This window comes from Prochlorococcus sp. MIT 1201 (assembly GCF_047303415.1).
GTDB lineage: Bacteria > Cyanobacteriota > Cyanobacteriia > PCC-6307 > Cyanobiaceae > Prochlorococcus > Prochlorococcus marinus_D.
Window position 1 is genome coordinate 1011423 of record NZ_CP138947.1, and the last position, 23891, is coordinate 1035313.

The following is a 23891-nucleotide window of genomic DNA, read 5'->3' on the forward strand; positions in this document are numbered from 1 at the left end:
GATGTCACTCTATCGCTTTTATAGAGCCTTTGGCGATATATTTATCATCGACTGTCTCGATGATCGCTAACTTTAAGTTTTTTCTTTATCAAATAGTCAACGTATACGAATCATGCAGACACTATATTTATGTTGATTATTGCCTATTTGATATCAGCTCTGCTTCTAGAAGCATGTTGAAACTCAGTAATTGTTGATCATTTAATTGTTGTCGACTTCTCGCTTTTAGTTGCTCTTGTAGGTATCTTCTGCCTTGCTCTGGTGTCCATCTAAGTTTCTCGAGCAATTGATCACATTGGCTCAGAAGATCTGTTCGGCGTAATGGTTGGCTAGCCTCATTAGGGTCTTCTCCAGGCTTTAATCCTTTTAGTTGATTCAGAAAGGAAGTTAAATCACTGTAGCGAGTGATGCGATGACGACTTGAGTGACCAAAGCACTTCTGCAGGTAAAGCATCTCCTGTTCTCTATCCCATCCGATTCTTTGTAGCTCATGATCTATTGCTGCCAATTCATCACTCCAGTCTTCGGGATCTGTTAGAGCCTCTACTTGTTGCTCTGATGTTGATAATTGTTCTATATTATTTGGTTGATGATTCTGCTCATCTTTTTTGAATGGCACGCTGATTAATCTTTTATTAGTGCTTGAATCTAAATCAGTTTCTTGAGTCTCAGCTAAATCACTATCATTGAGATGGCTTGTCTTGTTGGCTAGTCGTTGGATCAGTCTTTCTATCGCTCGGTCTTCTGCAGACTCAGCTGTCGGTCCCTCTCCTAAGGCACTTCCTAGAGGCTCACCACCTTCCCAACCTGAAACGTGCACAATGCAACGATTTGGGTCTGTGTGGCACAACTTTACCTGGATCTGCATCACCAACGGCTAAAGCGAGTCTTTCTGGGCATTATTGACCACACCAACTCACAACTGCGCTGTTTGTGATTTCTCTATTCCTTTCGCCTTTTGACATTGGTCTTCTAAGCATGCTCCTGTCAGGATTGGTCAAGTCTGGTTTGAACCTATGACAATTTTTGAAACACGCTAAAGGAGGACATCTGGCAAAGATAACCCTTGTGTTAGATGTTGAACCCCACCCCAAGACCCTGGCCAACAGTCGCTTGCAATTGTTGTATTAACACCTCTCCAAGTGCCTTGCTTTTGCCTTCCAATTGGCCTTGTCGAATGAGTAAAGGGCATGTTTTTGTACTTACGACTAGGCCCAGATCGGATTCGCAAGCCAGGATCTTTCCTGGTTCATGTTCTCCATCTTGCCAACGTCCAAGCAGTGGCCTTACTTCTTCCGAAAGCTTGGATTTCAATTCCTCATCAAGTGGCTCAGTGGCTTGTACTTTCAGCCTTTTGTTATTCCAGCTGCTGAATGCGTTTGGATAAAGGCCCATAACCCTGCGATGCAAATCCATTGCAGATTGATTCCAATCAAGAATGTGGTCTTTTTTCGAGAGCATTCGGGCATATGTCGGGTCACCTTCAATCTCTTCCTGTTTGATGACTTCCAATTGTTTCCAACGTTGCGATTCGATTCCAGGGCCTGCTGCTGCAATCCTTGGCATTGATTCTAAAAACAATTTTGCTGTTATAGAGCTCAAACGATTAGACAGCTGATTCGCATTTTCGAGTAAGCCGATAGCAACCCTTTCCTGGACTAAAACAGGGCCTGTATCAAGCCCCTCTTCCATTGCCATGATTCCAACGCCTGTCACGCTGTCACCACTTAGCAAACTCCATTGAATCGGTCCTGCTCCTCGCCAGCGGGGTAGCAGTGAAGCGTGACCGTTCCAGCAACCGAGAGGAGGTTGATTGAGAACTGTTGAAGGAAGAAGCTGCCCAAAGGCGACTACAACAGAAATATCAGCCTTTAGTGATTTTAATTCTGCTTGAATGTCGCCCTCATCCCTAATTCGTTCAGGGGTGAATACACGCAACCCCTGATCCATTGCTCGTTGTTTGACGGGTGAAGCCATTTGCTGATTACCACGCCCCCGACGACGATCAGGCTGGCTCACCACGCCAACAATTTCATAGCCTGAGTCATTTAAGGCATCCAGAGTTGGCACTGCATAGCTGGGGGTACCCCAGAACAGCACCCTCATGCTTCACCAGTAATTGATAAGCCTTCGACCCACACGTGAGGAGATACCCCACCAGGTGTGATCACCTGTTCAGCTTCCATATTCACAATGCTATTCAACAGCGTACGGATGTCTCCAGCAACTGTCGCTGCTTCGATCGACACCCTTTCCCCTTTGATGACCAACCAACCATTAAATGGCAGAGAGAATGAACCCTGACTTGCTTTAACCCCAGCATGTAGAGCATTTAACCCTTCGATTAACACGAAGGTTTCTTTGCTCCTGCTGTGTTGTAGATGAGTATATGCACTGTTTTGACCTTCAGTGTTGCTCACTTCAAACCAATCGGGTCCCACTGATACCTTTGCTCCCAGTCCGGCATGGCCAGTTGGTGGTACACCAAATGCCCTTGCGGTAGCTTCCGAGTGCAGGAAACTCTCAAGTCTTCCACCGTTGATTAAGCAAAGTTTTTGAGTAGGTGTGCCTTCACCATCGAAACTAGAGGCCCCTACATGTGCAGGATGTAGGCCATTATCATGAAGGGAGAAGAATGGAACGGCGATATTTTTTCCGATTGTTTCTCGTTGGCTGAGGCTGACGCCATCGAGCACTGCTCTGGCATTGAACATGCTGCTGAAGGCACCGATCAAGTCTAGGAAAGCCTCTGGTGTAAAGCAGACGAGATAACACCCAGTGTCGATCGGCTGATAGTCAAGATGACTGATTGTTCGTTCTGCTGCTTCATCAATACATCCATCAATATCCAGATCGTGACTACCTAGAGCAAGGCGAATTGCACCACCACTGCGTGGTTTACGTCCACTTTCTTCTGCGCGGGCAAAAAGGTAAAGGCTGGCTTGACTACGCTTCATTTGACGAAGCGCACCATCGCTATTGAGATAAACTCGTTCGTAGGTTGCTTCTCCTAGACCGTTGTAAGGAATGCTCTGTATAGCAGGATGTCGACTAAGAAGATCAGCTTCGGCCTCTTTAAGAACCTCAAGCATTCGTTGAATTCCCTGTGCTGGTCTTAGAGGTCGCTCTAGCTTTGGTAACGGAGATTTAGCGAGTGTTGAGAAGGCAGGAACGTCATCGGCGTTGCCAAAGTCACTTGCCTTACGAGCACCAATAAGCGCTTTCTCTATTCCTTTTTCTGAAAGATCTGACGTGCTTGTGATTCCTACAAGCCCTTTGTTGTTCCATACACGTACTGTGATTGAGCTGCGTTGCGCACCCTTCATTTGCTTGGCTTCGCCACGATCAATTTGAACAGAACTATCTGTGCTGCATGCTGCTCCTAAATCCCATTGGTGGATACTCTCGCGGCTAGCAAGTTGACTGAGTTTATCCCGTAGAGAATGAGTGTCGAGTTCGATTGCATTTGCTGCTTGTATTTCGGACATCATTAACGCCCTCCCACGGTGATTGAATCGACTTTGATATGAGGCTGCCCTACGGTGACAAAAATGTTACCGCTTATTGACCCGCAGAAACCGGCTGCCAGCTCAAGATCCTTGGCACACATCGAAATCCGTGGCATCACATCTTTTGCTTCGCCAATCAGAGTGGCTCCTTTAACAGGTTTGCCGAGCTTGCCTTTCTCGATCAGATAGCCCTCTTCTACAGCAAAATTAAATTGACCTGTGGGTCCAACGCTGCCTCCACCCATTGATTTGCAGTAAAGGCCTCGGTCGATCGAGGCGATGAGTTGTTCCGGTGAGTGCTGGCCGGCGGCGATATAAGTGTTGCGCATGCGGCTAGCTGCAGCGAATGTGTGGGACTGACGTCGGCCGCTGCCTGTGCGCTGGTGACCGGTACGGAGTTCACCGGCTCTATCGCTGATGAATTGCTTGAGCACACCGTTTTCAATTAATACCGTTCGCTGACTTTCCATGCCTTCGTCATCCATGCTCAGGGAACCGAAGGCCCCATCAGTAATCCCCTCATCGATTGCCGTTACAGCTTCATGGGCGATCGATTGGTTCAACTTCTCGCTGAAAGGTGTTGTACCGCGCTCGATCTGAGTGGTCTCGAGCAAATGCCCACATGCTTCGTGAAAAATCACACCACCAAAGCGGTTGGCGAGTACTGCTGGCATTTGACCGGCGTCCACGTAATCGGCATAAAGCATCGTGCCTGCGCTTTCGCAAACTTCCTTGGCGCTCGTTTCGGCATCCCACTTGCGAAGGTCGTCTGGACGTCCCGATGTGCCATAACGGCGACCAATGCTTGAGCGGTGCTCGCCATCTGTAGCAAGGACATTAAGCCCTATGGACTGATGCAAACGGATGTCGCGTCCAAAGGTGCCATCACTTGCAGCCACGAGAACCTCCTGCCAGTCGCGGGCATAACTGCCTCTCCGCACCTGCAGATGGGTTCCATATTGATCAAGCAATTGAGTTCCATTTAGAAGGCGATCACTTGCTTCATATAGCTCTGGGCTTTGGTTGAGCCAGTCGGCCTTATCGATGGCGAAATCACGAAGGTTTGGCAGACCATTAAATGATGAGCGACCAGCCTCATTAACCTCAAGCCCAAGCATGCTGAGAGCTTGCTCTAATGCATGCTTCAGGCCTGCATCTGAAAGATCATTGGTACTGACAAAGCCATCTTGTTTGCCCAGGAACACCCTGATCCCAGCACCCCTGCCGAAGGATGGAGTGACACTGGTAATGGTGTCTTGTTCAGCAAGGACGCTGAGATGATCAATTTGCTCCAGGTAGACCTCCACCAGATCAGCACCGGCAGTTCGACCACGCGCTAGTAGTAATTCCAGTTGTGGTTGCCAGTGGCTATTCAAGGCTTCTGCCTTATGCACCAGGCTTTGATCTGGGGTGTAGGTCGAGACCAACCATTTCTCCTGCAGCTTGCGTTGATTATGGAGAGAATTTGCGTAGATATGTAGATGGACAGCGCCGATCCAGGCGAACCGCAAAAAAAATGCTTATTTCGTTCTCTGCATCGTGGCTTCGGAAACGGCGAAAATACGTTTAAAAGCCTGAACAGGCTAATAAGTCTCTCAGTTTGCAGTCAACCATTTCTGACCATTGAGCCGCTGCAACAGACGTGAGCGCAATAAAGTCAATGTCATCTTTTTTTCATCAATTAGGAATGGCTCTATGAGACTTGGTTCTGTTCCAGTCTCAGCTAGAGAAATAGTCTTTTTAGAAGCGATTGAATCACTTGCAAAGCAAAGCCAAAAGCGACGACCGAGGGGGATCTCACCACAGACCATCCAGCAAGGATCACCGACAACTGGTCGATCTCCCTGAATCAGCTCAAGAGTTGATGGTGGCATACCTCTTTCAGTAAGTGCCTGTTTTATGTTTGGAAGAAAGTCATCACGAATAAAGGTCTCAAAAGGTTTGTCTTCTACCTTTGCAGCTGGAGGTTTGGCGGTTTGAGGCTTTGCTCCCTCCTGTTGATCTTCAGTGGGGTTGGTTTTCACTGGATTCTCTAGAGTTGGTTTTTGTTCAGCTGGCTTTTGAGCATCAGCATTAGGATTTACTCGGTTGTCGTTGTCGTTCACTGGATCAGTACAGACGAATGAACTTTAAACAGCTTGGCGACGAACTCAACGATCCGTTGAGTTCGATGCGCTATTGGTTTACCAGTCCTCACTGAGTGAATCTCCCCAAGAATCATTTTCTGTTGATGAATATCTATGTGGAACGTTGCTCTCGGCAGGTGGACGCTGGGGCGATTTCTCAGTATGCGTTTGCCGCCTTACTGATGATCTTCGTACGACACGGAATGGCACAGCCACCGTTGGAGATGGATCTCTTAAATCCCGTTCTGGGTTCTCATCATGCTTTGGTCTTGATTGGGATGGTTCATCGTTGGCTACCTGCCAGTTTCGTTGCCACGTGGTGCTGGTATTGGGCGAAGCCTCTCTTACCCCTTGATGGAAATGATCATGAAAGGGGTCTCTGCTTAGTGGTAAGGAGAGACTTGTGGTTAGGGCGAAAATTGCCCCTGCGCTGCTGCCAAGGACCATCCACCCACCTAGTGTCCAGGTTGGAGATCGCCAATTCAATATCCGTAGGTTGACAGGTTGGTTGAGATTGAAACCTGCTACTACAACCACAGCCAGCAGAGGACTCAGGCAAGGCAAAAGTAAGTACTTTTGCAGTCTTGTCATTGTGAAGGACCATTCCAGCGGTTAATGGGGGCGAGCCTTTCATCAAAGAGGTCGAACAATCTCACAACAAGAAAATCAACCATCTCTTCAATTGTGTTTGGTTTTGTGTACCAGGCGGGAATTGGTGGCGCAATTTTGGCTCCTGCTTCTGCAAGTGATGTGAGGTTGCGAAGGTGAATGATGCTCCAGGGCATGTCCCTTGGCGCAATCACCAGAGGCCGCCCCTCTTTGAGGTGAACGTCTGCACAACGCTCGATTAGATCGATTGATACACCAGCATTAATTCGACCAATTGTGCCCATACTGCAGGGCACAATTGCCATCCCGCGCGTGCGGAAACTACCGCTTGCGATGCAGGCAGATTGATCATTCCAGGGATGGCATGTCAGATTGCCATTGTTTACTTGTAGATGATCGCGCCAGAATTTCTCCTGATCAGAAGGATCCACTGGAACTTCAATTCCTCTTTCGGCTTTCCACACCTGAAGAGCCCCGTGGCTGAAAATCAAATGGACGTCACGGTTGTTTTCAAGCAAGAGCTGCAGCGATCTTTCAGCTAGAGGTTGAGCTGAAGCTCCAGAAACGGCAAGGACATAGGGATCCACAAACTATGCCTCACTTGAGCTGACTAGTTGTTCATTATTCTTGGTGATTTTGCCTTTAACCTCACTTTTTGTTGTTGTTGTTGCTTGATTGGTTAGATCAGAATCAACATTCATATTGGCTTCAACAGTTATTGCTGATCCATTAACTTCGAGGTCAATTTGGTTCCTTAAGGCGTCAACTTTGACAACCTTCACGTTTACTTGATCACCAAGTTGATAGATCTTGCGATTCTTCCGACCCACTAATCGGTTTTGACGTGAACGATATTCGTACCAATCGTCATTTAAAGAGCTGACGTGGACAAGGCCCTCTGCCATAGAAGGTGGAATTTCCACAAAGAACCCATAACTCTGCACTCCGCTTATCACCCCCTGATGCTCTTCCCCAACAAGGGGTTCCACGATACGTGCCTGAACCATAGCGATCAGGTCTTGTCGAAGCTCTTCAGCTTGACGGCGCAGTGTGTTGAGACGATGCACGAGGCTTTTACTGCAGATTTCTTCTAGGTTCTTTGCTTGGCTTGTGCTGAATAGTGGCCATTTGATTTGTTGCCAGCATTCACGGGACCCCAGAATCACTTTTTCCTTTTGTCGGACATTTGGACGATCTTTACCGTTACTTAAAAGTGACACTATGATCCCTTGATTAACAAGATCGGTGTAATGGATAGTTGGACAGCACCAAGGTGATTGTAGGTTCGACTCCTTTGCCTTTGTGACTTCATAGTCGGATTCAATGTTTCCATTCTCTTTCTGACTATCATGAATTCCCAGTCTTAACACAGTTTCTGGCAGTGCATGGCGTAGTTGCTGATCTAGCACTCTTCGACAGGCTGTTGTCGAAAATGCTTTTGCAAGCTCTGTGGCAGCAGGACTACCTTCTTCATCTAGTTCCAAGGCAATATCAAGAGCTAATGCTGATTTAGCAACGTCGTTCAAGGTGTTGTTGTCTGCTTCGGAAGCCTCAATCACCAGGCCAGGGAGTTGCAAGTTCTGGGCATGTTGCGCCCAGGCACGATGAGCAGCTCTAATCATTGGGCTCAAAACTGATTGGGGGTCAGTTTGATCAAGAGGAAGAGCCCATTGATGATGATATGAAACAGGGTCTGCCCAGCGGAGGTCGCCAAGACATTGAAGTTCTGGAACAGCCAGATCCAGCTCTATAGAGCCACTGGCCTGTTCTCCCATTTGCAATGTACGAGCACAAAAAATCAATGTCTCGAGTTGGGCTAAGTGATCCTTAACGGACTTCAAAGCAGCAGGGACTGTTCTTGCCTTTGGTTTCCTGTTGCTAAGAGCTGTGAGGGTCTTAGGTCCGATTTCGGCTACTGGCTTGATTGAACTAAGGCTGAAATGCCAATTAGTTACCTCACCATCTGCCGAGATGTCGAGAGCAACGCTTACTGCATCGTTGATTTCCCCAACTTTAAATGAACAGGCTTTTGAAAGAATTTGGCCGAGTAGGGGATGCCAAACTTCTCCAAGGCAGAGAGCTTCCGCTCGATCTCTTAGCCAGAGATCCAGGTTGTTCCCACTACTCAGCCGTTCTGCTACAGCAGGCGCATGAATCCACAGACGTGTGCCACCTGCATGGGGCTCCACATACACCGCTGGTAGGGGTGGCGCATCAGATACCTGCCAGCTACGCAGTAGCAACGCTGGTTGCGAGCTCAGATCTTGCCGATGTTTAGCCGTTGGGGTCTTTAGGCTGCTGCGAGGTGGAGCAGGTCGATCTTGAAGGTTGGCTTTGGTAAGAAGAAGATCACGATCACTTGAGGGGCCTCCATTCAAGGGAAGTGAACGTGCTACATGCCCTTCAGCGGGGAACTGGGCAATGGGATAGCGATCAAGCTTCACCTCCACCACGCTTGTCTGCTCCCCATCATTTAGATGGGCTTGATCACCATCTGGCAGTTGGATCGTTGCAAGGATGCGGTCATCAAGAGGTATTGCAAGGATATTTTGATCTTTGCGTTCAACATGACCAAGCAAGCTGGTGGTGTTCCTTTCGAGGATGCATTGCACCCCACCTTCTGGCGATCTTCGACGTCCCCCATCTCTTGTGATGCGGACTAGTACTCGATCTCCGTTCCAGGCATGGTTGAGCTGATGATCGCGAATATAGATATCGTCTCCCCCATCATCTCTTAGGGCAAAGCAAAATCCTTTACTGCTGCAGCGCAAACGAGCTTCAATCAGTGACTCGTCATCACTACGCTTTATTGCACCGGCTTCTTCGTTGTTGACAATGCCGAGCTTCAAGAGAGCCTGAAGGGCTGTTTCAAGACCGTCGCGATCGGCCTTTGTGGTGAGCTTGAGAATTTTTTCGAGTTTTTTGATCTCCAGTCCCCCAGTGGGGGGTAACTGGTCAAGCAGGTCAGCGACCGTGAACTTCATTGAGATAGGAAGGTAGAAGACCAGTCTTCATGACCGGCGGTGCCATCACCAAAGAGGAATCCGAAGACAGCGCAGAGTCAACATTGGCTGTGAGTTAATTCTAGACATTTAATCGCATTTATTTCTCAGGGGCTTCCTCCTCTGCAGAAGAAAGACTCAGGTTTGAGAACATAAGGCGTAGGCCAATGATCAGAAAGCCTAACGAAGCCAGCAATTGCAAAAGGTTTTCAGGGATTAAAGCAGCCATCGATCCTCCGGCCATGGCCCCCAACAGGCTTGCAAAGACCAAAGCACTTGCAGAACCAAGAAAAACAGCAAAAGGTCTGTTTGTTGTTCCACTGATGGCTACGGTTGCCAGCTGTGTCTTGTCACCGAGTTCGGCAAGGAACACTGTGATGAATGTCGATAACAGCAGGGTGAAATCCATAGACTTAATTATTGGCTTGCGATTAGCAGAGACTGTGTTGCTTGTAGTCCAAGCCATAACCCCAAGCCCACCATCAGCACCCCGGCCATTTTTTGCAGGCGTTCTGGTGGCAGGATTCCAGCCAGCCAGCGACCCACCAAGACGCCCACCAAACTGGAGGAGATGAGAGCTAGGGCAGCCCCGAGAAACACAACCCATGGTTGGCCTGACTGAGCTGATAGCAATAGGGTTGCTAGCTGGGTTTTATCGCCAAGTTCAGCCAAAAAGACTGTGGTGAATGTCGTTAACAACACCGTTGTGAAACCCATTGCTCCGTTCTCAGGAGCGGGTTTTGCAATTGTGTCCTTAGAAGTTGGTGCCTTAACCATCTTTTTGAAGTGGCAGGCGCAGGCTACGTTCAAAGGTTCGTAGCTCTCGGCTTCTACCGCCATAGACAGATCGAATCTGCTGGCGGCAGCAGTGGATTGCAAATGATTCTGATTTGTCCTGCGGCAGATTGAAAAGTGATGCCAGTAAACCAACCCTGCAGAAATCAGGGCGGGAGTTATAGATGCGACAACGACGTCCACCAGTGTCGTAATGCTTGCACCAGCCGTCGGGGTTGACCATCCCGAAATAAATCTCTTGCTGCCTTTCATTCAGTACTGCGATCGCTTCTCCTCGATCAGTGGGATCTAGACGGCAGCAGGCTCCGCAATTTTGTATGCATTGCCACTTCGTCCAGGCATCGCTCATCCTTCATGCTGTGACAAGGCATCACAGAGTCGGTAATCAGTCACACTTTATGTGAGGGCAATCTCGTATTCTCTACCAGTCAAAAGGGATCATCTCTAAGTCGCTATGGACACTGCCATCCGCATTCTCGAGATCTTTGGGCCACTTGGCGCAGTCGCCCTAGCCGGTCCAGCAATTATATTTCTATGCTTCTATCAAAATCGATTAGGTCTTTGAAGTTCGGCAAGAGCGTGATAGACGGGCTTACGTGCCACCAACCGTCCTATGTAGGCGGCCAGCACTGAACAAAGAATCACACCTGCAAAAAGTTGCTGATCGCCAACTAGTCTCCAGGCGAACACAATCGAGACAAGGGGAAGCTGTGTGGCACCAGCCAAACCAGCAGCCATTCCAAGCGCTAGGCCGAGATGAGTGCTTGAACCAACCAATCCACAGAACGTGTAACCGAGGAGGCCTCCAAACGCAAGTGAAGGGTCAATAAGGCCTCCAGGTACACCAGGTGAAAGTGCAATCATCGGAGCCAAGACGCGAACCAAGGTGATCCATATAGACGTTATTCCTTGTGAAATAGAGCCACCATCAGGGAAATGGTTCGGCATGCCTTCTTGAATCAACAATTGCAGAAGTCCCTCTCCATCACCTGTGCTTGTCCCCCAGCTGGTTAGAGCCAAGGCGCTTAGGCATATTCCAAGCAAAAGCCCAGTGCGGACTGGTCGTTGACGCACCCATGGTTCAAGAAATGAAGAGCACCAGACAAGGCCTCGATTAAAGAATCCCCCCACAAGCCCAGCCAAAATCCCAATTGGAATAGCAATTAAGAGCTGCTCGGATTCTGGAGCCATTACATTGATCATGCCAAGACCGAAGATTGTTTCTCCGCCAACGCTGCTAAACCATGCCGCGGAGATTCCAATCACAAGAGCAGGCCAAATCAAAGTGAGGGAATATTCAGTTGTGAGTTCCTCAATCATGAATATTGGTGCTAGTAGAGGCGTATTGAAGCCTCCTGCAAGTCCGGCACCGCCACCAATAGCGACAATCTGACGCTCATTCAGTGAAGGGAGCCAACGCTTAAAACGTTTGTGAATTGCACGTGCAACAGCTGCTCCTACATGCACCACTGGCCCTTCCCGTCCAAGAGGGAAAAGGGCAACCGTTGCAATAGTCCAGAGAAGGCCACGTTGAATCGTTCTAGGTGCAGCGAGAGCAGGTGCTAGCTGTGAGTGATCTTCAAGAGCATTCATCGTCTGGGGTATCCCAGAGCCAGCTGCATCTCGCCATGGCCCCCGCTGCAGTAACAAGAGGATTGGCATCACTCCTATCGGCAAAAGTGCCAATGTCAGACCAATGGGCCGCCATGCACTTCCTGTTGTTGCTGGTAACTGCTGAAATAGAGACTTTTGAATTCCATCAATCAGGTTGAGTGGCAGGCATGCAAGGCCGATTAGAAGGCCAATAATCAAAAGACATAAAAGATGTTGAAAGAGCTGAATAATCTCAGATTGTTTTCTTCCAATCACTCCTGGGATTAATTGTTCGAGCCGTCGTAGATCAAAACTCATGGGCGAAGTCCCAGACCTATTAATCCCTCTTCGATCAGATTATTAATGTAAGGATGTCTAGCTCGACTGTCAGTGCATTTAAGCTTTCCATTGCTTGTCAAGATGGCTTTTAGAACCTCACCTTTAGGATTAACTAGTACCATTTCACCTTCTTTGTCGATAAGGCAGCGATAGGTTTTATCTTTGCGATGGAGGTTGATTTCAGGGCAATATGCCCGTAGGGCGACAACCTCCATCTGCAGGCGTTCCTCCCCTTGCCAGTGGTTCATGTTGATTCGAAATGCTACGTCAATCCGTTCAGGAACTTGGGCTTCGCTTATCCATCGCCACGCAATTGCCCTTCTCTGGCAGTCACCTTGGGCCAAAATTAGTTGCAGGTGACCACCACGCATTCTGTGCTGGTCAACAACAAGACAATTCCGTGCCCAGAACAGTGGAGCTGGGTGACCAATGCCAAAGGGCTCTAGTTGTTGAAGGCTATTCCATAGATCCAAGTTGATCTCATGAAGCTTTAAAAGTGTTTCTGGTGAAATAGAGACCCCACCACCAACAGTTGCATGCCAATTGCTAGCCAGCTTATTTAATGCTTCATGCAGCGCTCCTACTTTTTCAGCTCGAATCGTAAAACCACCTGCTGCTGAATGGCCACCAAAGCGATCAAGATGAACAGCACAGGCCTTGAGAGAATCATTCACAGCGAACCCAGATGGTGCACGTACAGAGGCACGTAGACGTCCGTCTCCCTCACCAGCAAGTAATGCAGTTGGGCGAAAATATCTTTCCATTAGACGAGCTGCCACGATTCCGATCACGCCATGGTGCCAATGATTCTGAGCAAGCATCAAAAATGGTGGAGGTGTTGCACCCTCGGCCTCAACCAGGGCAATAGCTTCTGCCTCAATGGCATTACAGAGATCCTTACGCTGCCGGTTGAGTTGGTCACATTGACGAGCAAGGGTCATGGCCTCGTCTTCGTTATCGACAGTCAAAAGTTTCACCACGAGCTGCGGATCACCTAGACGCCCTACCGCATTGATCCTTGGGGCTAGCTGGAAGCCAATGTCTTCGGCTTTAAGGGGACGTTCTTCTAAACCAGCCAGCCGTTGGAGAGCTCTAAGGCCTTTACATCGGGTTCGATGCAGATTGGTCAGACCTTCTCTCAAGAAGGCTCGATTTGCACCAGTGAGCGGTGCCATATCCGCTACTGTTCCAATACAGAATAAATCTCTTGCAGGCCCTATAGCTTCTTTGCAATCCATCGCTTCAGCAAGAGATGAAGCAAGCAGGTATGCCAGACCTACGCCTGCCAGGCATCGGTAGGGTGAGTCTTGAGGTGTTACTGATGGATGGAGCAGGCAGAGCACATTAAGAGGTGAGTCTGGGAGCGTGTGGTGGTCGGTGAGGATCACCTCCATAGAGAGGTTTTCTGCCTCTTGCAGTGCCTCTTGGGCTGTTACACCGTTGTCGACGGTGACAATCAGTCGAGTTCCCTGTTCATGAAGCCTTGTCACCATGTCGCGATTGAGACCGTAGCCTTCACTTTTTCGGTTCGGGATCGCAGCTATTGGTTGAGCGCCAAGACACTTCAACGTCACCATTAGCAAGGCTGTGCTGGTCATCCCATCGGCGTCGTAGTCGCCACAGATGGCGACTGATTCTGCTATTTGACAGGCTCCCTGCAGACGCACAATCGCCTTCGCTAGATCAGGAAAGTGATCGCAAGGATCTGGTGGTTTGGGTGGTTCCAGGATCGTTGTAGCTGTAGAGGAATCCAGCACGCCTCTGCGAACCAGCACGGCCCTTAGAGGCAAAGGAAGAGGAACTTCTGGCAGAGGATCAGAGGGGATGGGCCTCGGCAGCTGCCAGCTCCAGGTGGGATGTTCGGATGATGACAATGGTCCTAGGCAACCTTTTGCATTTTTAGCGTTGCTTCAAGCTGTCAGGGAGTTGTATCGCCGCTAGACATGAACAAGCTTTGTTCAGTGTTCTGGGACGTTGATGGCACCCTTGCTGACACAGAAATGGAAGGCCATCGCGTGGCCTTTAATGCAGCGTTTGCCGAGGCGGAACTTGCTTGGTTTTGGGATCGCCACCTCTACGCTGAACTTCTACGAATACCAGGTGGGAGACAACGTGTTGAGACCTATGCTGGGCGCCTGGGAGAAGAGTTCAATGAAGAGTTTTTGGCTCAGTTGCGTAGACGTAAACAACACCACTACATCGAAAGAATACGTTCTGGATACGTCCCTTGGAGACCGGGTGTGCGGCGTCTTCTCACGGAACTCCAACTGAATGGAGTGGAGCAATGGGTGGTAACCACAAGCGGTCGCGACTCTGTAAACGCCTTGCTTGAGGTGAATTTCCCTCATGGTGATTCACCATTCCAGGGATGCATCACCGCTGAGGATGTTTGCCTTGGCAAGCCACATCCAGAGGGCTATCTGCAGGCACTTTGCGCCAGTGGTTTCAACAAGAATGAGGTGATAGTGATCGAAGATTCTGCAGCTGGACTTGCTGCCGCTAGAGCTGCAAATCTGCCATGCCTGCTCACCCCATCCCCATGGGATCAGGAGCTGAAATCACAGTTCCAACAAGCCAATGCGGTGTTCGACCATCTTGGTGACAAAGGGTTGCCCTGCAAAGTGCTCGTAGGCCCCCCTTGTCTTCAAGAGCAGGTCAAGCTGGAGTACTTACAAAGACTCATCGATATGGCTCCTTCATGAGCCTACAAAACACGCGCTTTGCACGATTCCAGCGTCAGCTGTGGGGGCATTTTGCTCAAGCTTGGCTTGGATCATGGCGGCGGCGCAGCATTGCTCTGATCGCTTTGTTGCTTGGTTTTTATCTCGGTAGCAACCTCACTGTCTATTACCTGCAGAAGATTGATATGAGACCGCTTGTTGTCATTGTGATGGTTTTGATCATTGAGCTATTGGTCTTCTTGCGCAGCCGTGTTGAGATTGAGCCTTGGCCGTTGCACTGGTTGGCTTTGGACAACCTGAGGATTGGCGCTGTTTATGCAGTTGTCCTCGAGGCCTTCAAGCTTGGTTCTTGATCATCATCAAAATAATTTTTTAACGCCTTGGTCTGACCCTGCCGACCCCCAGATTCTCTTTCCAATTCAACCTCTTGAACAGTTACTCGTTCAATTGGGTTGGCCTGATCCACAAGCTTGGCTTATCCATTGGCAAAAGCGAGGCGGCATCTCGCTAAAAAGGCCTTTCTGGCACCCATCTACCCGCACCGATTGGATTTGGGGGCTTGGTTTGCCGTTACTCACACTTGTGGAAGGGTGTCTTGGCAAAAGCGATCGATCATTGCTTGGTATAACAGGCCTTCCGGGTTGCGGAAAGACGAGCCTTGGTTGTTGGCTCGAAGCCGCTGCTGGAGAACTTGGTTGGCCGATCAAGGTGATTTCATTGGATGATTTTTATTGGCCATTCCCTGAGCTCGATCGAAGCATGAGCGGTAATCCCTGGAGAGTGCCTAGAGCGCTTCCAGGCAGCCATGATCTCGATTTGTTGGCCAGTGTGCTGGATACATGGCAGTCAACTGGTCACTTAAAAGCACCGATGTTCGACAAAGCGCTCCGCCATGGTCGAGGTGATCGAGATGGCTGGCACCTTTCTGATCCAAAGGTACTTGTCATAGAAGGATGGATCCTTGGTTGCTTGCCTTGCAAATTTGCAGAGGCAGGCCAATTTTCGGATCAGCTCGTACCACCGCTGAACAAGCTTGAGCATGATTATCGCCTTGTTGTCCAAGAGGCGTTGAACGGCTATGTGCCGATATGGGACCGTTTAGATACTCTCTGGCACCTGAAAGCAATCGACCCAAGCTCTACACGAATTTGGAAAGCTAACCAGGAGAGCTTGATGCAACGAAATCGTGGTGTTTGCCTTGATCAAGAATCGTTTGAGGGTTTTGTGCGCATGATCCTTGCCTCTATTCCCTTAACTTGTCTCGATGGGATAGAGGCTGATGTCGTCGCTACCCTTACGCCTGCACGCCAGTTGATGTGGGTCGGTCAGAGGGGATATCAAGACTCATCATCATCAGACTCTTGCATTGGATAAACAAATCCTTGTGCTCGACCACTTAGAACCGATTTGCCGATTGATAGAGCGCGTTGAGCCGCTGTGGCGGCTTTACCTTTCCAGATGGCATGACGCTGATTACGTTTGCCTTTGGAGGTTTTTTTCTTCGGTACAGCCATCTCAGGCAGGAACAGCCAAACGATAATCCTCCCCTTTAGTAAGGCCTTGCGTCAAATAGCTAGGCTCTGGACACCGCAACGTTGCTGTGAGTTCAGGTCCATCGGCACTGCAGGGGTCGCCATCTCTGAAGCGTTCATCTCTGGAAGCAGATCAGTCTCAGCATTCATCTGAAGCTGTATCCTTTGCGCCCTTCAAGCAGAAACCCACAATCAGCTATAGCCAGCTGCTCAATCAGATCAAAGAGAAAAAGGTTAAGTCGTTGGAGTTGATACCAGCTCGGCGAGAAGTCGTGGTGGTTTTCAAGGATGGACACCAGGAGAAGGTGGCGATCTTCGATAATTACCAACAAATCCTACGAGTCTCCGAGGCTGCTGATACCTCTCTGACGGTGAAGGACATTCGTCAGGAACAGGCATTTGCAGGAATGGCCGGCAATCTTGTATTGATCTTGATGGTTGTTGTTGGCTTGACGTTTCTTTTTCGTCGTTCTGCTCAAGTGGCAAACAGAGCAATGGGATTTGGACGTAGTCAACCTCGGTTGAAACCGCAAGAGGATCTACCTATTCGCTTTGATGATGTAGCGGGGATTAAAGAAGCGAAAGAGGAGCTGCAAGAGGTGGTTACTTTCTTGCGGCAACCTGAGAGTTTCATCAAGCTTGGCGCCCTGATCCCAAGGGGTGTTCTTCTAGTGGGTGCTCCTGGAACAGGGAAAACCCTCTTGGCCAAGGCAATTGCTGGTGAGGCAGACGTGCCTTTTTTCTCTATGGCGGCCTCTGAATTTGTGGAATTATTTGTTGGCGTGGGTGCTAGTCGAGTAAGGGACCTATTCCGCAAAGCTAAAGAGAAAGCCCCATGCATCGTGTTTATAGATGAAATTGATGCTGTGGGGAGACAGCGAGGGGCTGGCATCGGTGGTGGAAATGATGAACGAGAACAGACTCTGAATCAACTTCTGACAGAAATGGATGGGTTTGCAGATAATTCTGGCGTCATTCTTCTTGCAGCTACCAATCGTCCAGATGTGCTTGATGCGGCACTGATGCGGCCTGGACGCTTTGATCGTCGTATTGAAGTTTCCCTTCCTGATCGTCGGGGTCGTAAGGAAATCCTGGCTGTTCATGCTCGAACTCGACCCCTTGCTGAGGAGGTATGTTTGCAGGATTGGGCACGTCGAACGCCTGGTTTCTCAGGGGCAGATCTTGCCAACTTATTAAACGAAGCTGCCATCCTCACAGCAAGGCAGGAGAAAGCATTCATTGGCACTGAACAGCTTGAAGCGGCGCTTGAAAGGATCACGATGGGACTCTCTGCAGCACCTCTACAAGACAGTGCAAAAAAGAGGTTGATTGCCTATCACGAGATTGGACATGCCTTGGTTGCAGCTTTAACCCCTCATGCCGACCGTATAGATAAGGTCACACTTTTGCCTCGTAGCGGAGGCGTTGGCGGATTTACTCGTTTCTGGCCAGATGAGGAAATCCTTGATTCAGGCCTGGTCACAAAGGGATATCTCTTCGCAAGGCTTGTGGTTGCCCTTGGCGGCAGGGCAGCAGAGTTGGTTGTTTTTGGACTTGATGAAATCACCCAGGGTGCAAGTGGCGACTTGCAGAGCGTTGCGCATCTGGCTCGAGAGATGGTGACGCGGTTCGGCTTTTCGAGCCTTGGTCCTATCGCTTTGGAGACAGAGGGCTCAGAGGTTTTCCTAGGACGTGATTTGATCCATACACGCCCGAGCTACGCGGAATCGACTGGCAAAGTCATAGACGAGCAGATACGAGCGTTAGCGGTTGAAGCCTTAGAGCAGGCAATTAACTTGCTTTCTCCCAGAAGGGAAGTGATGGATCTGTTGGTTGATGCTCTGATGCAGGAGGAAACTCTCCATACTGATCGTTTTCTGCAATTGGCTGGATTGACTGTTGATCAGTCACAGCCAGTGGGCGTGTAACTAGAACGACTTAGCCTGTGTTGATTGAGTCGATGGGCTTGGCTGGTTTCGCCCGACCCTTGCAATGGTGCAAGAGCCAATGGCTTTGGCTCTTGGTCTCTATTGCAGCTTTCTGGTTCTTGATGCGGGTCCAAGTCGAATGGTTGTGGTTTGGTCAATTTGATTGGCAAGGGATGCTTCTCCGCCGTTGGCTCTGGCAACTGGGAGGACTTGTCCTCGCCCTTCTGGTTGTCGCGACTTGTCAGCTTTGGCAGCGCAACTGGATCAAACTCGAAGGTGCAAGCAACTTGGGAGAGTCATCCCTTTCCCTGCATGGATGGCGTTATGGCTTGGGGCTACTTGGCTGCTTCGTGGTGGTGGTCGGTGATCTTGTATTACTCAGTCGATTGGCGTGGTTAGCTTGTTTCAAGCCATTTGACCTTGGGCATTGGTGGAGTGAACCTTTTGAAGACATTTGGGCGCTGGTGATTCCGCTGTCCTGTGTATTCATCTCAATTTGCGTGATGCTTGGCAATGCCCGAGGGGGAAGGATTGCTCATTTAATGGGTTGTTTTTGCTTCAGTATCTCGATTGCTAGAGGCTGGGGGCTATGGGCACTCGCCCTTGCCATACCTCCTACAGGTATTAAAGAACCACTACTGGGTGGAGATGTAAGTTTTGGGCTCGGCCAATTTCCAGCACTAGCCTTTGCTTTGGTTGTTCTGTTGGCCCAGCTAATCTTAACAACATGTACGACTATATGGATGAAGTTAGCCCAGCCTGAATCGCTTTCGGATTTGGTTTTCAAAGGTTTATCTCCTAGACAGTGCAATTTTTTAAGGCCACTAATCGGCATCATACTTTTAACACTTTCAGCACTTTTATGGTTATCACGTCATGAACTTCTGTGGACGCAGAACGGTACGGTGGCCGGAGCTGGTTGGTTGGATGCTCATCTGATACTTCCTCTACGAAGTTTGGCAAGCTTGGCCATTTTGGTTTTCGCATTTCTGGTAATTCCATTTCCATGGATACAACAAAGGAGTCTGTTGAGATTAATTGCTTCAATTATTGGCGTAGGAGCAATTCTTCTCGAAATAATTTTAGCTCCGTTTGTCCAGTGGATGGTCGTAAAACCTAGAGAACTGAAACTAGAAACCCCTTACATCATTCGAGCAATTAAAGCCACAAGGAAAGCATTTCAGCTTGACTCGATAACAACCACACTTATTAATCCTCAACCTCAGTTAACTCAACTTGATCTTGAACAAGGTGCTAGCACACTAAGGAATATTCGTCTATGGGACAGTCAGCCTCTATTGGCAACCAATCGTCAATTACAGCAATTGAGGGTTTACTATCGCTTTTCAAATGCAGCAGTCGATCGTTATCGCTTTGTGCCTGACGTAGCGAACCGTCAACAGGTCATGATCACAGCACGCGAACTTGATCAGGCTGCACTTCCAAAGCGTTCACGTACTTGGTTGAATCGTCATTTTGTATTCACGCATGGATATGGCTTTACTCTCAGTCCAGTCAATACAAGAGCACCCGATGGTCTACCTGACTATTTCATCAGTGATCTAGGAACCTCAACACGTCTTGAAGGTAGTTCTGAGCTAGGCATTACTCGTGATGAGGTCAAAGAGGCTGTCCCTATTGGGAGAGCAGCTCTCTATTTTGGAATGCTACCCTCTCCTTATGCTCTTGCTCCGAGCAAACTAAAAGAACTGGATTATCCAGTAGGTGATAAGAATATCTACAACCACTATTTGGGATCAGGAGGTGTGCCGGTGGGGCATCCCTGGCAACAACTAGCAGCAGCTATGTACCTTTTTGAACCTCGTCTTCTTAATACAGGGTCGCTAACGATTAATTCCAAACTTCTTATTAGGCGCGAAGTAAGACAAAGAGTGAGGGCAATAGCGCCATTCCTTGAAGTCATTGGTGACCCATATCTGGTTTCTACTTCAGTTGATTCTAAATATCTTGATTATGAAGCTAAGCAAAACCAATACTGGATTGTTGAAGCTTATACAAGCTCACGCACATACCCATACGCAGCAAACCTACCAGATGGTCGCCCGCTGCGATATTTACGTAACTCAGTCAAAGCTATTGTCGATGCATACAGTGGTCGTGTTCACTTGTATGTGAGTGAACCGCGGGATCCGATAATATTGGGTTGGAGGCGATTGTTTCCAGATCTTTTCAAACCTCTTGAGGAGATGCCTTCAAGCTTGCGAGAGCATCTCAAGGTGCCTACAGATTTGTTTAATGTACAGGTACAGCAATTACTTAGATACCACGTTACTGATCCTCGTATATTCTATAGCGGTGATGATGTTTGGCAGGTTCCAAAGGAACTCTATGGTAGGCGGCAGGTTCCTGTTGATCCCTATCACATCACTGCACAATTAGGTACTCAAGAAAGTTCAGAATTTCTATTATTACAACCACTAACACCATTGGCGCGTCCCAATCTTTCTGCGTGGCTCGCTGCTCGCAGTGATGGTGAGCATTATGGAAAATTAGTCTTGCTACGTTTCCCAAGTCAAACGCCAATCTTCGGTCCTGAACAGATTCAGGCCCTTATCAATCAGGACCCACAGATCAGTCAACAGTTTGGTCTTTGGGATCGTGCTGGATCTGAAGTTGTACAAGGGAACCTTCTTGTTGTACCCCTAGGCAAGGCACTTCTTTATGTAGAACCAGTTTACCTAAGGGCACGTCAAGGTGGTTTACCAACACTTACCAGGGTTGTGGTTAGTGATGGCAAAAGGATTGCCATGGCTGATGATCTCGGCGAAGGTCTAAGGGCCTTGGTTGACGGATCAAGCAAAAAAGCAGTGTATTTAAATAGAAATGATCTGCCACCGATTATGGCAGCAGATCAATCAAATTAATGATGTATTGATAGATTAATGATTAGTTTATTGAGGCGAAGAACTCCTTACTTCCAACTGGGTCAGGTTTCATTGTTTTCTCTCCTGGTGTCCAATTAGCTGGGCATACCTCATCTGGATGTGACTGTACATACTGAAAGGCCTGCAGCACACGCAATGTCTCATCCACGTTCCTTCCTACTGGTAAGTTGTTAATTGTTGAATGCATTATGACTCCATCTGGGTCAATGATAAACAAACCACGTAGGGCTACTCCAGCATCATCATCTAAAACGTTATAGGATGTCGAAATCTCTTTCTTGAGATCAGCTATCAGTGGATAGTTGATGTCACCAAGACCTCCTTCCTTACGTGATGTCTGGATCCATGCAAGATGGCTGAACTGACTATCAACTGAAACACCTAATACCTCTGTATTTCGGCTTGAGAAATCAGTGTAACGATCACTAAATGCTGTAATTTCGGTTGGGCATACAAAAGTGAAATCTAGAGGATAAAAGAATAAAACCACATACTTCCCCCTGTACTGGGAAAGGCTTATTTCCTTAAACTCTTGATCAACAACAGCTGTAGCGTTGAAGTCTGGGGCCTGCTGACCCACCCGTAGGCATTCGTTGGTCGTCATGATGGAGAGTTAAGAGTTGATGGCTCTGCAAGAGATGTGCTTAATCAGAGCTAAAATGAAGTCGGTATGACTTCTAGTTGGCTACTCAAATTTATCATGCCATGCCTGTTTTGATCGCTAGCGCTAAGCGTAATCAATATGGCTGAAACGGGAATCATCTAAACTTCTTACATGCTCAAACAAACAACAGCCTGGGACCATGCCTTACTACGTAAGTTCAGTAACACAGGCCATTTTCGACTTCTCAATCAGCTTAGGGCTGAACTTAAGCTCCAACCACTAATTCGCGATCCCAACACTAGAAAGCTAACCCTTCAGGCGATGCCGATTCGATCTGGGAGCCACCGAGGCAATAGGCGCCCCTACACGCCTGAGGTCTCCCAAAGCGATAAAACACAGGTTGTAGAAGCTAAGGAGAACCAGAGTTCATTTCGACAAAGACTTAATGCAATTGAAATGCGTTAGAGTTTTGACTATAAACTATTTAAATTGACTGAGACAAATGCCAATATAAATTGATTCATTCATGATAACCTTATTGAAAAAGCAATTGCCGTCCTCGGATCATGTCAATTATGATTATGGTTTGAGCTAGAATCTGGATCGTCCCCTTATGGTGATCGAATAATGAGAACAGGTATAGTTGTTAAAGTCGGAAAATAATCCTACGAAATATCTTTCACTGTCTGATCAGTATTATGTGCACTTATCTGCTGCTTGAATACAGATTAACAATAGAGACTTGTAAGTGTTAGTTTCCCTATATTTTCCTGATGAAGATAGGATAAGCGCTCTGATTAAAGCATTATATATCTAATCATGCATGATGTTCGTGGAAGGATTTGTGATGATAGCAATAGTGAAGATTGGGCGCTATCGTTACTATTTTGGAGGGTAGGAGTGTTGCTGGATTGATTGCTGTTCCACTCTTCTTCCTTATCTCAAAGTGTAGGTGAGGACCGGTGCTACGTCCTGTGCTCCCCATTGTAGCGATTGTGACTCCTTGGGGTAAGATCTGCCCCTTTTTAACAAGTAGTCGATTGTTGTGAGCATAAAGAGTTGAATCTCCGTTTACATGTGCTATTTCTACAAGATATCCGTAAGCTCCTTTCCAGCCCGCATAGGAAACAATGCCGCCTTTGGCCGAAAGGATAGGTGTATTGACCTTATTCGCGATATCAATACCTTGATGCATTCTTCCCCAACGCCAGCCATACCCTGACGTGATTACACCCTTTGTCGGCCAAATATAAGAGTTCGTGTCACCTAGATCTATCCATCCAACTCCATTACTGATTAGAGATAGGGATTCAAGGTTGTTACTGCCAAGACTTGTAGTTAATGTCCTTTTCTGAGGACGTTTTGCCTTGGCAACTCGAATATTCCCACCCACTTTGAGTTGATTGAATTCAAGACCTGGATTTAGCTGTAGAATCCTCTGATGTGTTTGTCCATGCTGCTTGGCAATTGATGCAATCGAGTCTCCGCTTTGTATTTTGACCACGCTTGAAGGTGGAGCGGGGGCGGTCACTGGCGGTGGGTTGGGGCTCACTGATGCTATGTCTAGATTCTGAGACCGCTTCAGGCGAGATTTGGCTGATACAGGTAAGACAATCCAACTGCCAGGCTTTAGGCTGTTTCCTGATGGCTGATCATTGATTTTTGAAATCTCAGATAAGGAGATGCCAAGCTGACGAGCAATGAATTTAATCGTTGCTGGTTTGTTGATTTTGACCCATATCTGTCCATCAGGCTGAGGGAGAACAGGTGGTGGTAATGGATGGGAGGAGGGATGATGATATTTGCTGGCTTCACCAGGCAGGTGGTTGAGTGTCCCCAGTGCAAGTACTGGCGCGGCGATGGTTGAGATCAGCAACGGCAGCGAGTTCATGGTGGCCAATCAACGTGATGCACCCCTTAGACATTCAGCCTTGAGGAGTTCGCGCGAAAATTAACGTCTGAATTAGAGATCCGCAAGGGGTGCTTGATTGGCTATTGATGATTTGATCTCATAGGGAAGCTAGACAATTTCCCGCAAGGGCAAAACTGAGCGAAACGCGGTTAACCCCTGGAGCTAATCAATGCTTTATAGGAGTTTATACTCACAGGCAGTCGTGGTTGATTTGGCCTGCTTCCCCTTGTCAGGATAAAGCCCTTGATGTTTCATTTAAGGTGAGGGTGCTTCTGAATCTCTTGTAGAGGCTGACACAATGGACATGAGCCTCATGCCTGGCTAATCATCTCTCTCCGGAGGTTGATATCTTTTT

The 23891-nt window shown here is 48.2% G+C and carries 22 protein-coding genes; 6 read left to right on the forward strand and 16 right to left on the reverse strand.

The annotated features are described in order from the left end of the window. Nucleotides 1-136: 136 nt before the first annotated feature. From SIB41_RS04895 to recJ, 13 genes are all read right to left on the reverse strand, one after another. Nucleotides 137-868 carry a hypothetical protein gene (locus SIB41_RS04895; RefSeq protein WP_413360907.1) on the reverse strand — a complete coding sequence of 244 codons (732 nt, stop codon included), beginning with the start codon at nucleotides 866-868 and terminating at the stop codon, nucleotides 137-139. 203 nt (nucleotides 869-1071) lie between these two features. After that, on the reverse strand, nucleotides 1072-2106 hold the full coding sequence (gene fmt, locus SIB41_RS04900; protein WP_413360909.1) for a methionyl-tRNA formyltransferase: 1035 nt from the start codon (nucleotides 2104-2106) through the stop codon (nucleotides 1072-1074). Next, nucleotides 2103-3491: a TldD/PmbA family protein gene (locus SIB41_RS04905; protein WP_413360911.1), complete on the reverse strand. Its 1389-nt coding sequence runs from the start codon at nucleotides 3489-3491 to the stop codon at nucleotides 2103-2105. The genes fmt and SIB41_RS04905 overlap by 4 nt, the downstream gene beginning before the upstream one ends. Further along, nucleotides 3491-4936: a TldD/PmbA family protein gene (locus tag SIB41_RS04910; RefSeq protein WP_413361394.1), complete on the reverse strand. Its 1446-nt coding sequence runs from the start codon at nucleotides 4934-4936 to the stop codon at nucleotides 3491-3493. The genes SIB41_RS04905 and SIB41_RS04910 overlap by 1 nt, the downstream gene beginning before the upstream one ends. Nucleotides 4937-5104: 168 nt before the next feature. Then, entirely contained in the window at nucleotides 5105-5614 is a 510-nt protein-coding gene (locus SIB41_RS04915; RefSeq protein ID WP_413360913.1) for a DUF2996 domain-containing protein, read from the reverse strand. A gap of 78 nt (nucleotides 5615-5692) precedes the next feature. Next, nucleotides 5693-6226, reverse strand: coding sequence for a hypothetical protein (locus tag SIB41_RS04920; RefSeq protein WP_413360916.1), 534 nt, complete (start codon nucleotides 6224-6226; stop codon nucleotides 5693-5695). After that, the gene (locus SIB41_RS04925; RefSeq protein ID WP_413360918.1) at nucleotides 6223-6831 is read right to left on the reverse strand and encodes a flavin prenyltransferase UbiX; all 609 of its coding nucleotides are present in this window, start codon (nucleotides 6829-6831) and stop codon (nucleotides 6223-6225) included. Before SIB41_RS04925 ends, SIB41_RS04920 begins: the two co-directional genes overlap by 4 nt. 3 nt (nucleotides 6832-6834) lie before the next feature. Continuing rightward, complete coding sequence (locus tag SIB41_RS04930; RefSeq protein ID WP_413360921.1) at nucleotides 6835-9228, reverse strand: RNB domain-containing ribonuclease; 2394 nt, start codon at nucleotides 9226-9228, stop codon at nucleotides 6835-6837. A gap of 118 nt (nucleotides 9229-9346) precedes the next feature. Then, nucleotides 9347-9655 (reverse strand): TMEM165/GDT1 family protein, encoded by a 309-nt coding sequence (locus SIB41_RS04935; RefSeq protein ID WP_063395925.1) that lies wholly within the window; start codon nucleotides 9653-9655, stop codon nucleotides 9347-9349. Nucleotides 9656-9663: 8 nt separating this feature from the next. Next, nucleotides 9664-9963 carry a TMEM165/GDT1 family protein gene (locus tag SIB41_RS04940; RefSeq protein ID WP_011130142.1) on the reverse strand — a complete coding sequence of 100 codons (300 nt, stop codon included), beginning with the start codon at nucleotides 9961-9963 and terminating at the stop codon, nucleotides 9664-9666. 52 nt (nucleotides 9964-10015) lie between these two features. Then, on the reverse strand, nucleotides 10016-10390 hold the full coding sequence (locus SIB41_RS04945) for a YkgJ family cysteine cluster protein (RefSeq protein WP_413360923.1): 375 nt from the start codon (nucleotides 10388-10390) through the stop codon (nucleotides 10016-10018). A gap of 194 nt (nucleotides 10391-10584) precedes the next feature. Further along, on the reverse strand, nucleotides 10585-11952 hold the full coding sequence (locus tag SIB41_RS04950; protein ID WP_413360926.1) for a chloride channel protein: 1368 nt from the start codon (nucleotides 11950-11952) through the stop codon (nucleotides 10585-10587). Beyond that, a complete protein-coding gene (gene recJ, locus SIB41_RS04955) occupies nucleotides 11949-13847 on the reverse strand; it encodes a single-stranded-DNA-specific exonuclease RecJ (protein ID WP_413360928.1) in 1899 nt (632 codons plus the stop codon). The genes SIB41_RS04950 and recJ overlap by 4 nt, the downstream gene beginning before the upstream one ends. Nucleotides 13848-13916: 69 nt before the next feature. Here recJ and SIB41_RS04960 point away from each other — a divergent pair, with 69 nt between their 5' ends. Genes SIB41_RS04960 through SIB41_RS04970 form a run of 3 tightly spaced genes read left to right on the forward strand, consistent with a single transcriptional unit; the run spans nucleotide 13917 to nucleotide 16028 of the window. Then, on the forward strand, nucleotides 13917-14675 hold the full coding sequence (locus SIB41_RS04960; RefSeq protein WP_413360930.1) for an HAD-IA family hydrolase: 759 nt from the start codon (nucleotides 13917-13919) through the stop codon (nucleotides 14673-14675). Next, nucleotides 14672-15007: a DUF565 domain-containing protein gene (locus SIB41_RS04965; protein WP_011130137.1), complete on the forward strand. Its 336-nt coding sequence runs from the start codon at nucleotides 14672-14674 to the stop codon at nucleotides 15005-15007. The genes SIB41_RS04960 and SIB41_RS04965 overlap by 4 nt, the downstream gene beginning before the upstream one ends. Beyond that, nucleotides 14997-16028 (forward strand): kinase, encoded by a 1032-nt coding sequence (locus SIB41_RS04970; protein ID WP_413360932.1) that lies wholly within the window; start codon nucleotides 14997-14999, stop codon nucleotides 16026-16028. The genes SIB41_RS04965 and SIB41_RS04970 overlap by 11 nt, the downstream gene beginning before the upstream one ends. Here SIB41_RS04970 and rpmF read toward each other — a convergent pair. Then, nucleotides 15992-16168, reverse strand: coding sequence for a 50S ribosomal protein L32 (gene rpmF / locus SIB41_RS04975; protein ID WP_063420239.1), 177 nt, complete (start codon nucleotides 16166-16168; stop codon nucleotides 15992-15994). The two genes, SIB41_RS04970 and rpmF, sit on opposite strands and share 37 nt — an antisense overlap. Before the next feature lie 86 nt (nucleotides 16169-16254). On the opposite strand from rpmF, the gene ftsH reads away from it, so the two are divergent. Both ftsH and SIB41_RS04985 read left to right on the forward strand, forming a co-directional pair. Beyond that, entirely contained in the window at nucleotides 16255-18114 is a 1860-nt protein-coding gene (gene ftsH / locus SIB41_RS04980; protein ID WP_413360933.1) for an ATP-dependent zinc metalloprotease FtsH, read from the forward strand. Between the two features lie 32 nt (nucleotides 18115-18146). After that, nucleotides 18147-20999 (forward strand): UPF0182 family protein, encoded by a 2853-nt coding sequence (locus SIB41_RS04985; RefSeq protein WP_413361396.1) that lies wholly within the window; start codon nucleotides 18147-18149, stop codon nucleotides 20997-20999. Nucleotides 21000-21021: 22 nt separating this feature from the next. Here the strand turns inward: SIB41_RS04985 and SIB41_RS04990 are convergent, their stop codons facing one another. Then, nucleotides 21022-21624: a peroxiredoxin gene (locus tag SIB41_RS04990; protein ID WP_413360935.1), complete on the reverse strand. Its 603-nt coding sequence runs from the start codon at nucleotides 21622-21624 to the stop codon at nucleotides 21022-21024. 171 nt (nucleotides 21625-21795) lie between these two features. Here SIB41_RS04990 and SIB41_RS04995 point away from each other — a divergent pair, with 171 nt between their 5' ends. After that, the gene (locus SIB41_RS04995) at nucleotides 21796-22089 is read left to right on the forward strand and encodes a hypothetical protein (protein WP_413360937.1); all 294 of its coding nucleotides are present in this window, start codon (nucleotides 21796-21798) and stop codon (nucleotides 22087-22089) included. 352 nt (nucleotides 22090-22441) lie between these two features. Here SIB41_RS04995 and SIB41_RS05000 read toward each other — a convergent pair whose 3' ends face one another. After that, complete coding sequence (locus SIB41_RS05000; protein WP_413361398.1) at nucleotides 22442-23515, reverse strand: peptidoglycan DD-metalloendopeptidase family protein; 1074 nt, start codon at nucleotides 23513-23515, stop codon at nucleotides 22442-22444. Nucleotides 23516-23891 lie beyond the last annotated feature (376 nt).

Coding starts and splice junctions, on each gene's coding strand:
- SIB41_RS04895 (WP_413360907.1), bottom strand. CDS start 868: ATGCAGATCCAGGTAAAGTTGTGCCACACAGACCCAAATCGTTGCATT.
- fmt (WP_413360909.1), bottom strand. CDS start 2,106: ATGAGGGTGCTGTTCTGGGGTACCCCCAGCTATGCAGTGCCAACTCTG.
- SIB41_RS04905 (WP_413360911.1), bottom strand. CDS start 3,491: ATGATGTCCGAAATACAAGCAGCAAATGCAATCGAACTCGACACTCAT.
- SIB41_RS04920 (WP_413360916.1), bottom strand. CDS start 6,226: ATGACAAGACTGCAAAAGTACTTACTTTTGCCTTGCCTGAGTCCTCTG.
- SIB41_RS04930 (WP_413360921.1), bottom strand. CDS start 9,228: ATGAAGTTCACGGTCGCTGACCTGCTTGACCAGTTACCCCCCACTGGG.
- SIB41_RS04935 (WP_063395925.1), bottom strand. CDS start 9,655: ATGGATTTCACCCTGCTGTTATCGACATTCATCACAGTGTTCCTTGCC.
- SIB41_RS04940 (WP_011130142.1), bottom strand. CDS start 9,963: ATGGGTTTCACAACGGTGTTGTTAACGACATTCACCACAGTCTTTTTG.
- SIB41_RS04945 (WP_413360923.1), bottom strand. CDS start 10,390: ATGAGCGATGCCTGGACGAAGTGGCAATGCATACAAAATTGCGGAGCC.
- SIB41_RS04950 (WP_413360926.1), bottom strand. CDS start 11,952: ATGAGTTTTGATCTACGACGGCTCGAACAATTAATCCCAGGAGTGATT.
- SIB41_RS04960 (WP_413360930.1), top strand. CDS start 13,917: ATGAACAAGCTTTGTTCAGTGTTCTGGGACGTTGATGGCACCCTTGCT.
- SIB41_RS04965 (WP_011130137.1), top strand. CDS start 14,672: ATGAGCCTACAAAACACGCGCTTTGCACGATTCCAGCGTCAGCTGTGG.
- rpmF (WP_063420239.1), bottom strand. CDS start 16,168: ATGGCTGTACCGAAGAAAAAAACCTCCAAAGGCAAACGTAATCAGCGT.
- SIB41_RS04985 (WP_413361396.1), top strand. CDS start 18,147: ATGGGCTTGGCTGGTTTCGCCCGACCCTTGCAATGGTGCAAGAGCCAA.
- SIB41_RS04990 (WP_413360935.1), bottom strand. CDS start 21,624: ATGACGACCAACGAATGCCTACGGGTGGGTCAGCAGGCCCCAGACTTC.
- SIB41_RS04995 (WP_413360937.1), top strand. CDS start 21,796: ATGCTCAAACAAACAACAGCCTGGGACCATGCCTTACTACGTAAGTTC.
- SIB41_RS05000 (WP_413361398.1), bottom strand. CDS start 23,515: ATGAACTCGCTGCCGTTGCTGATCTCAACCATCGCCGCGCCAGTACTT.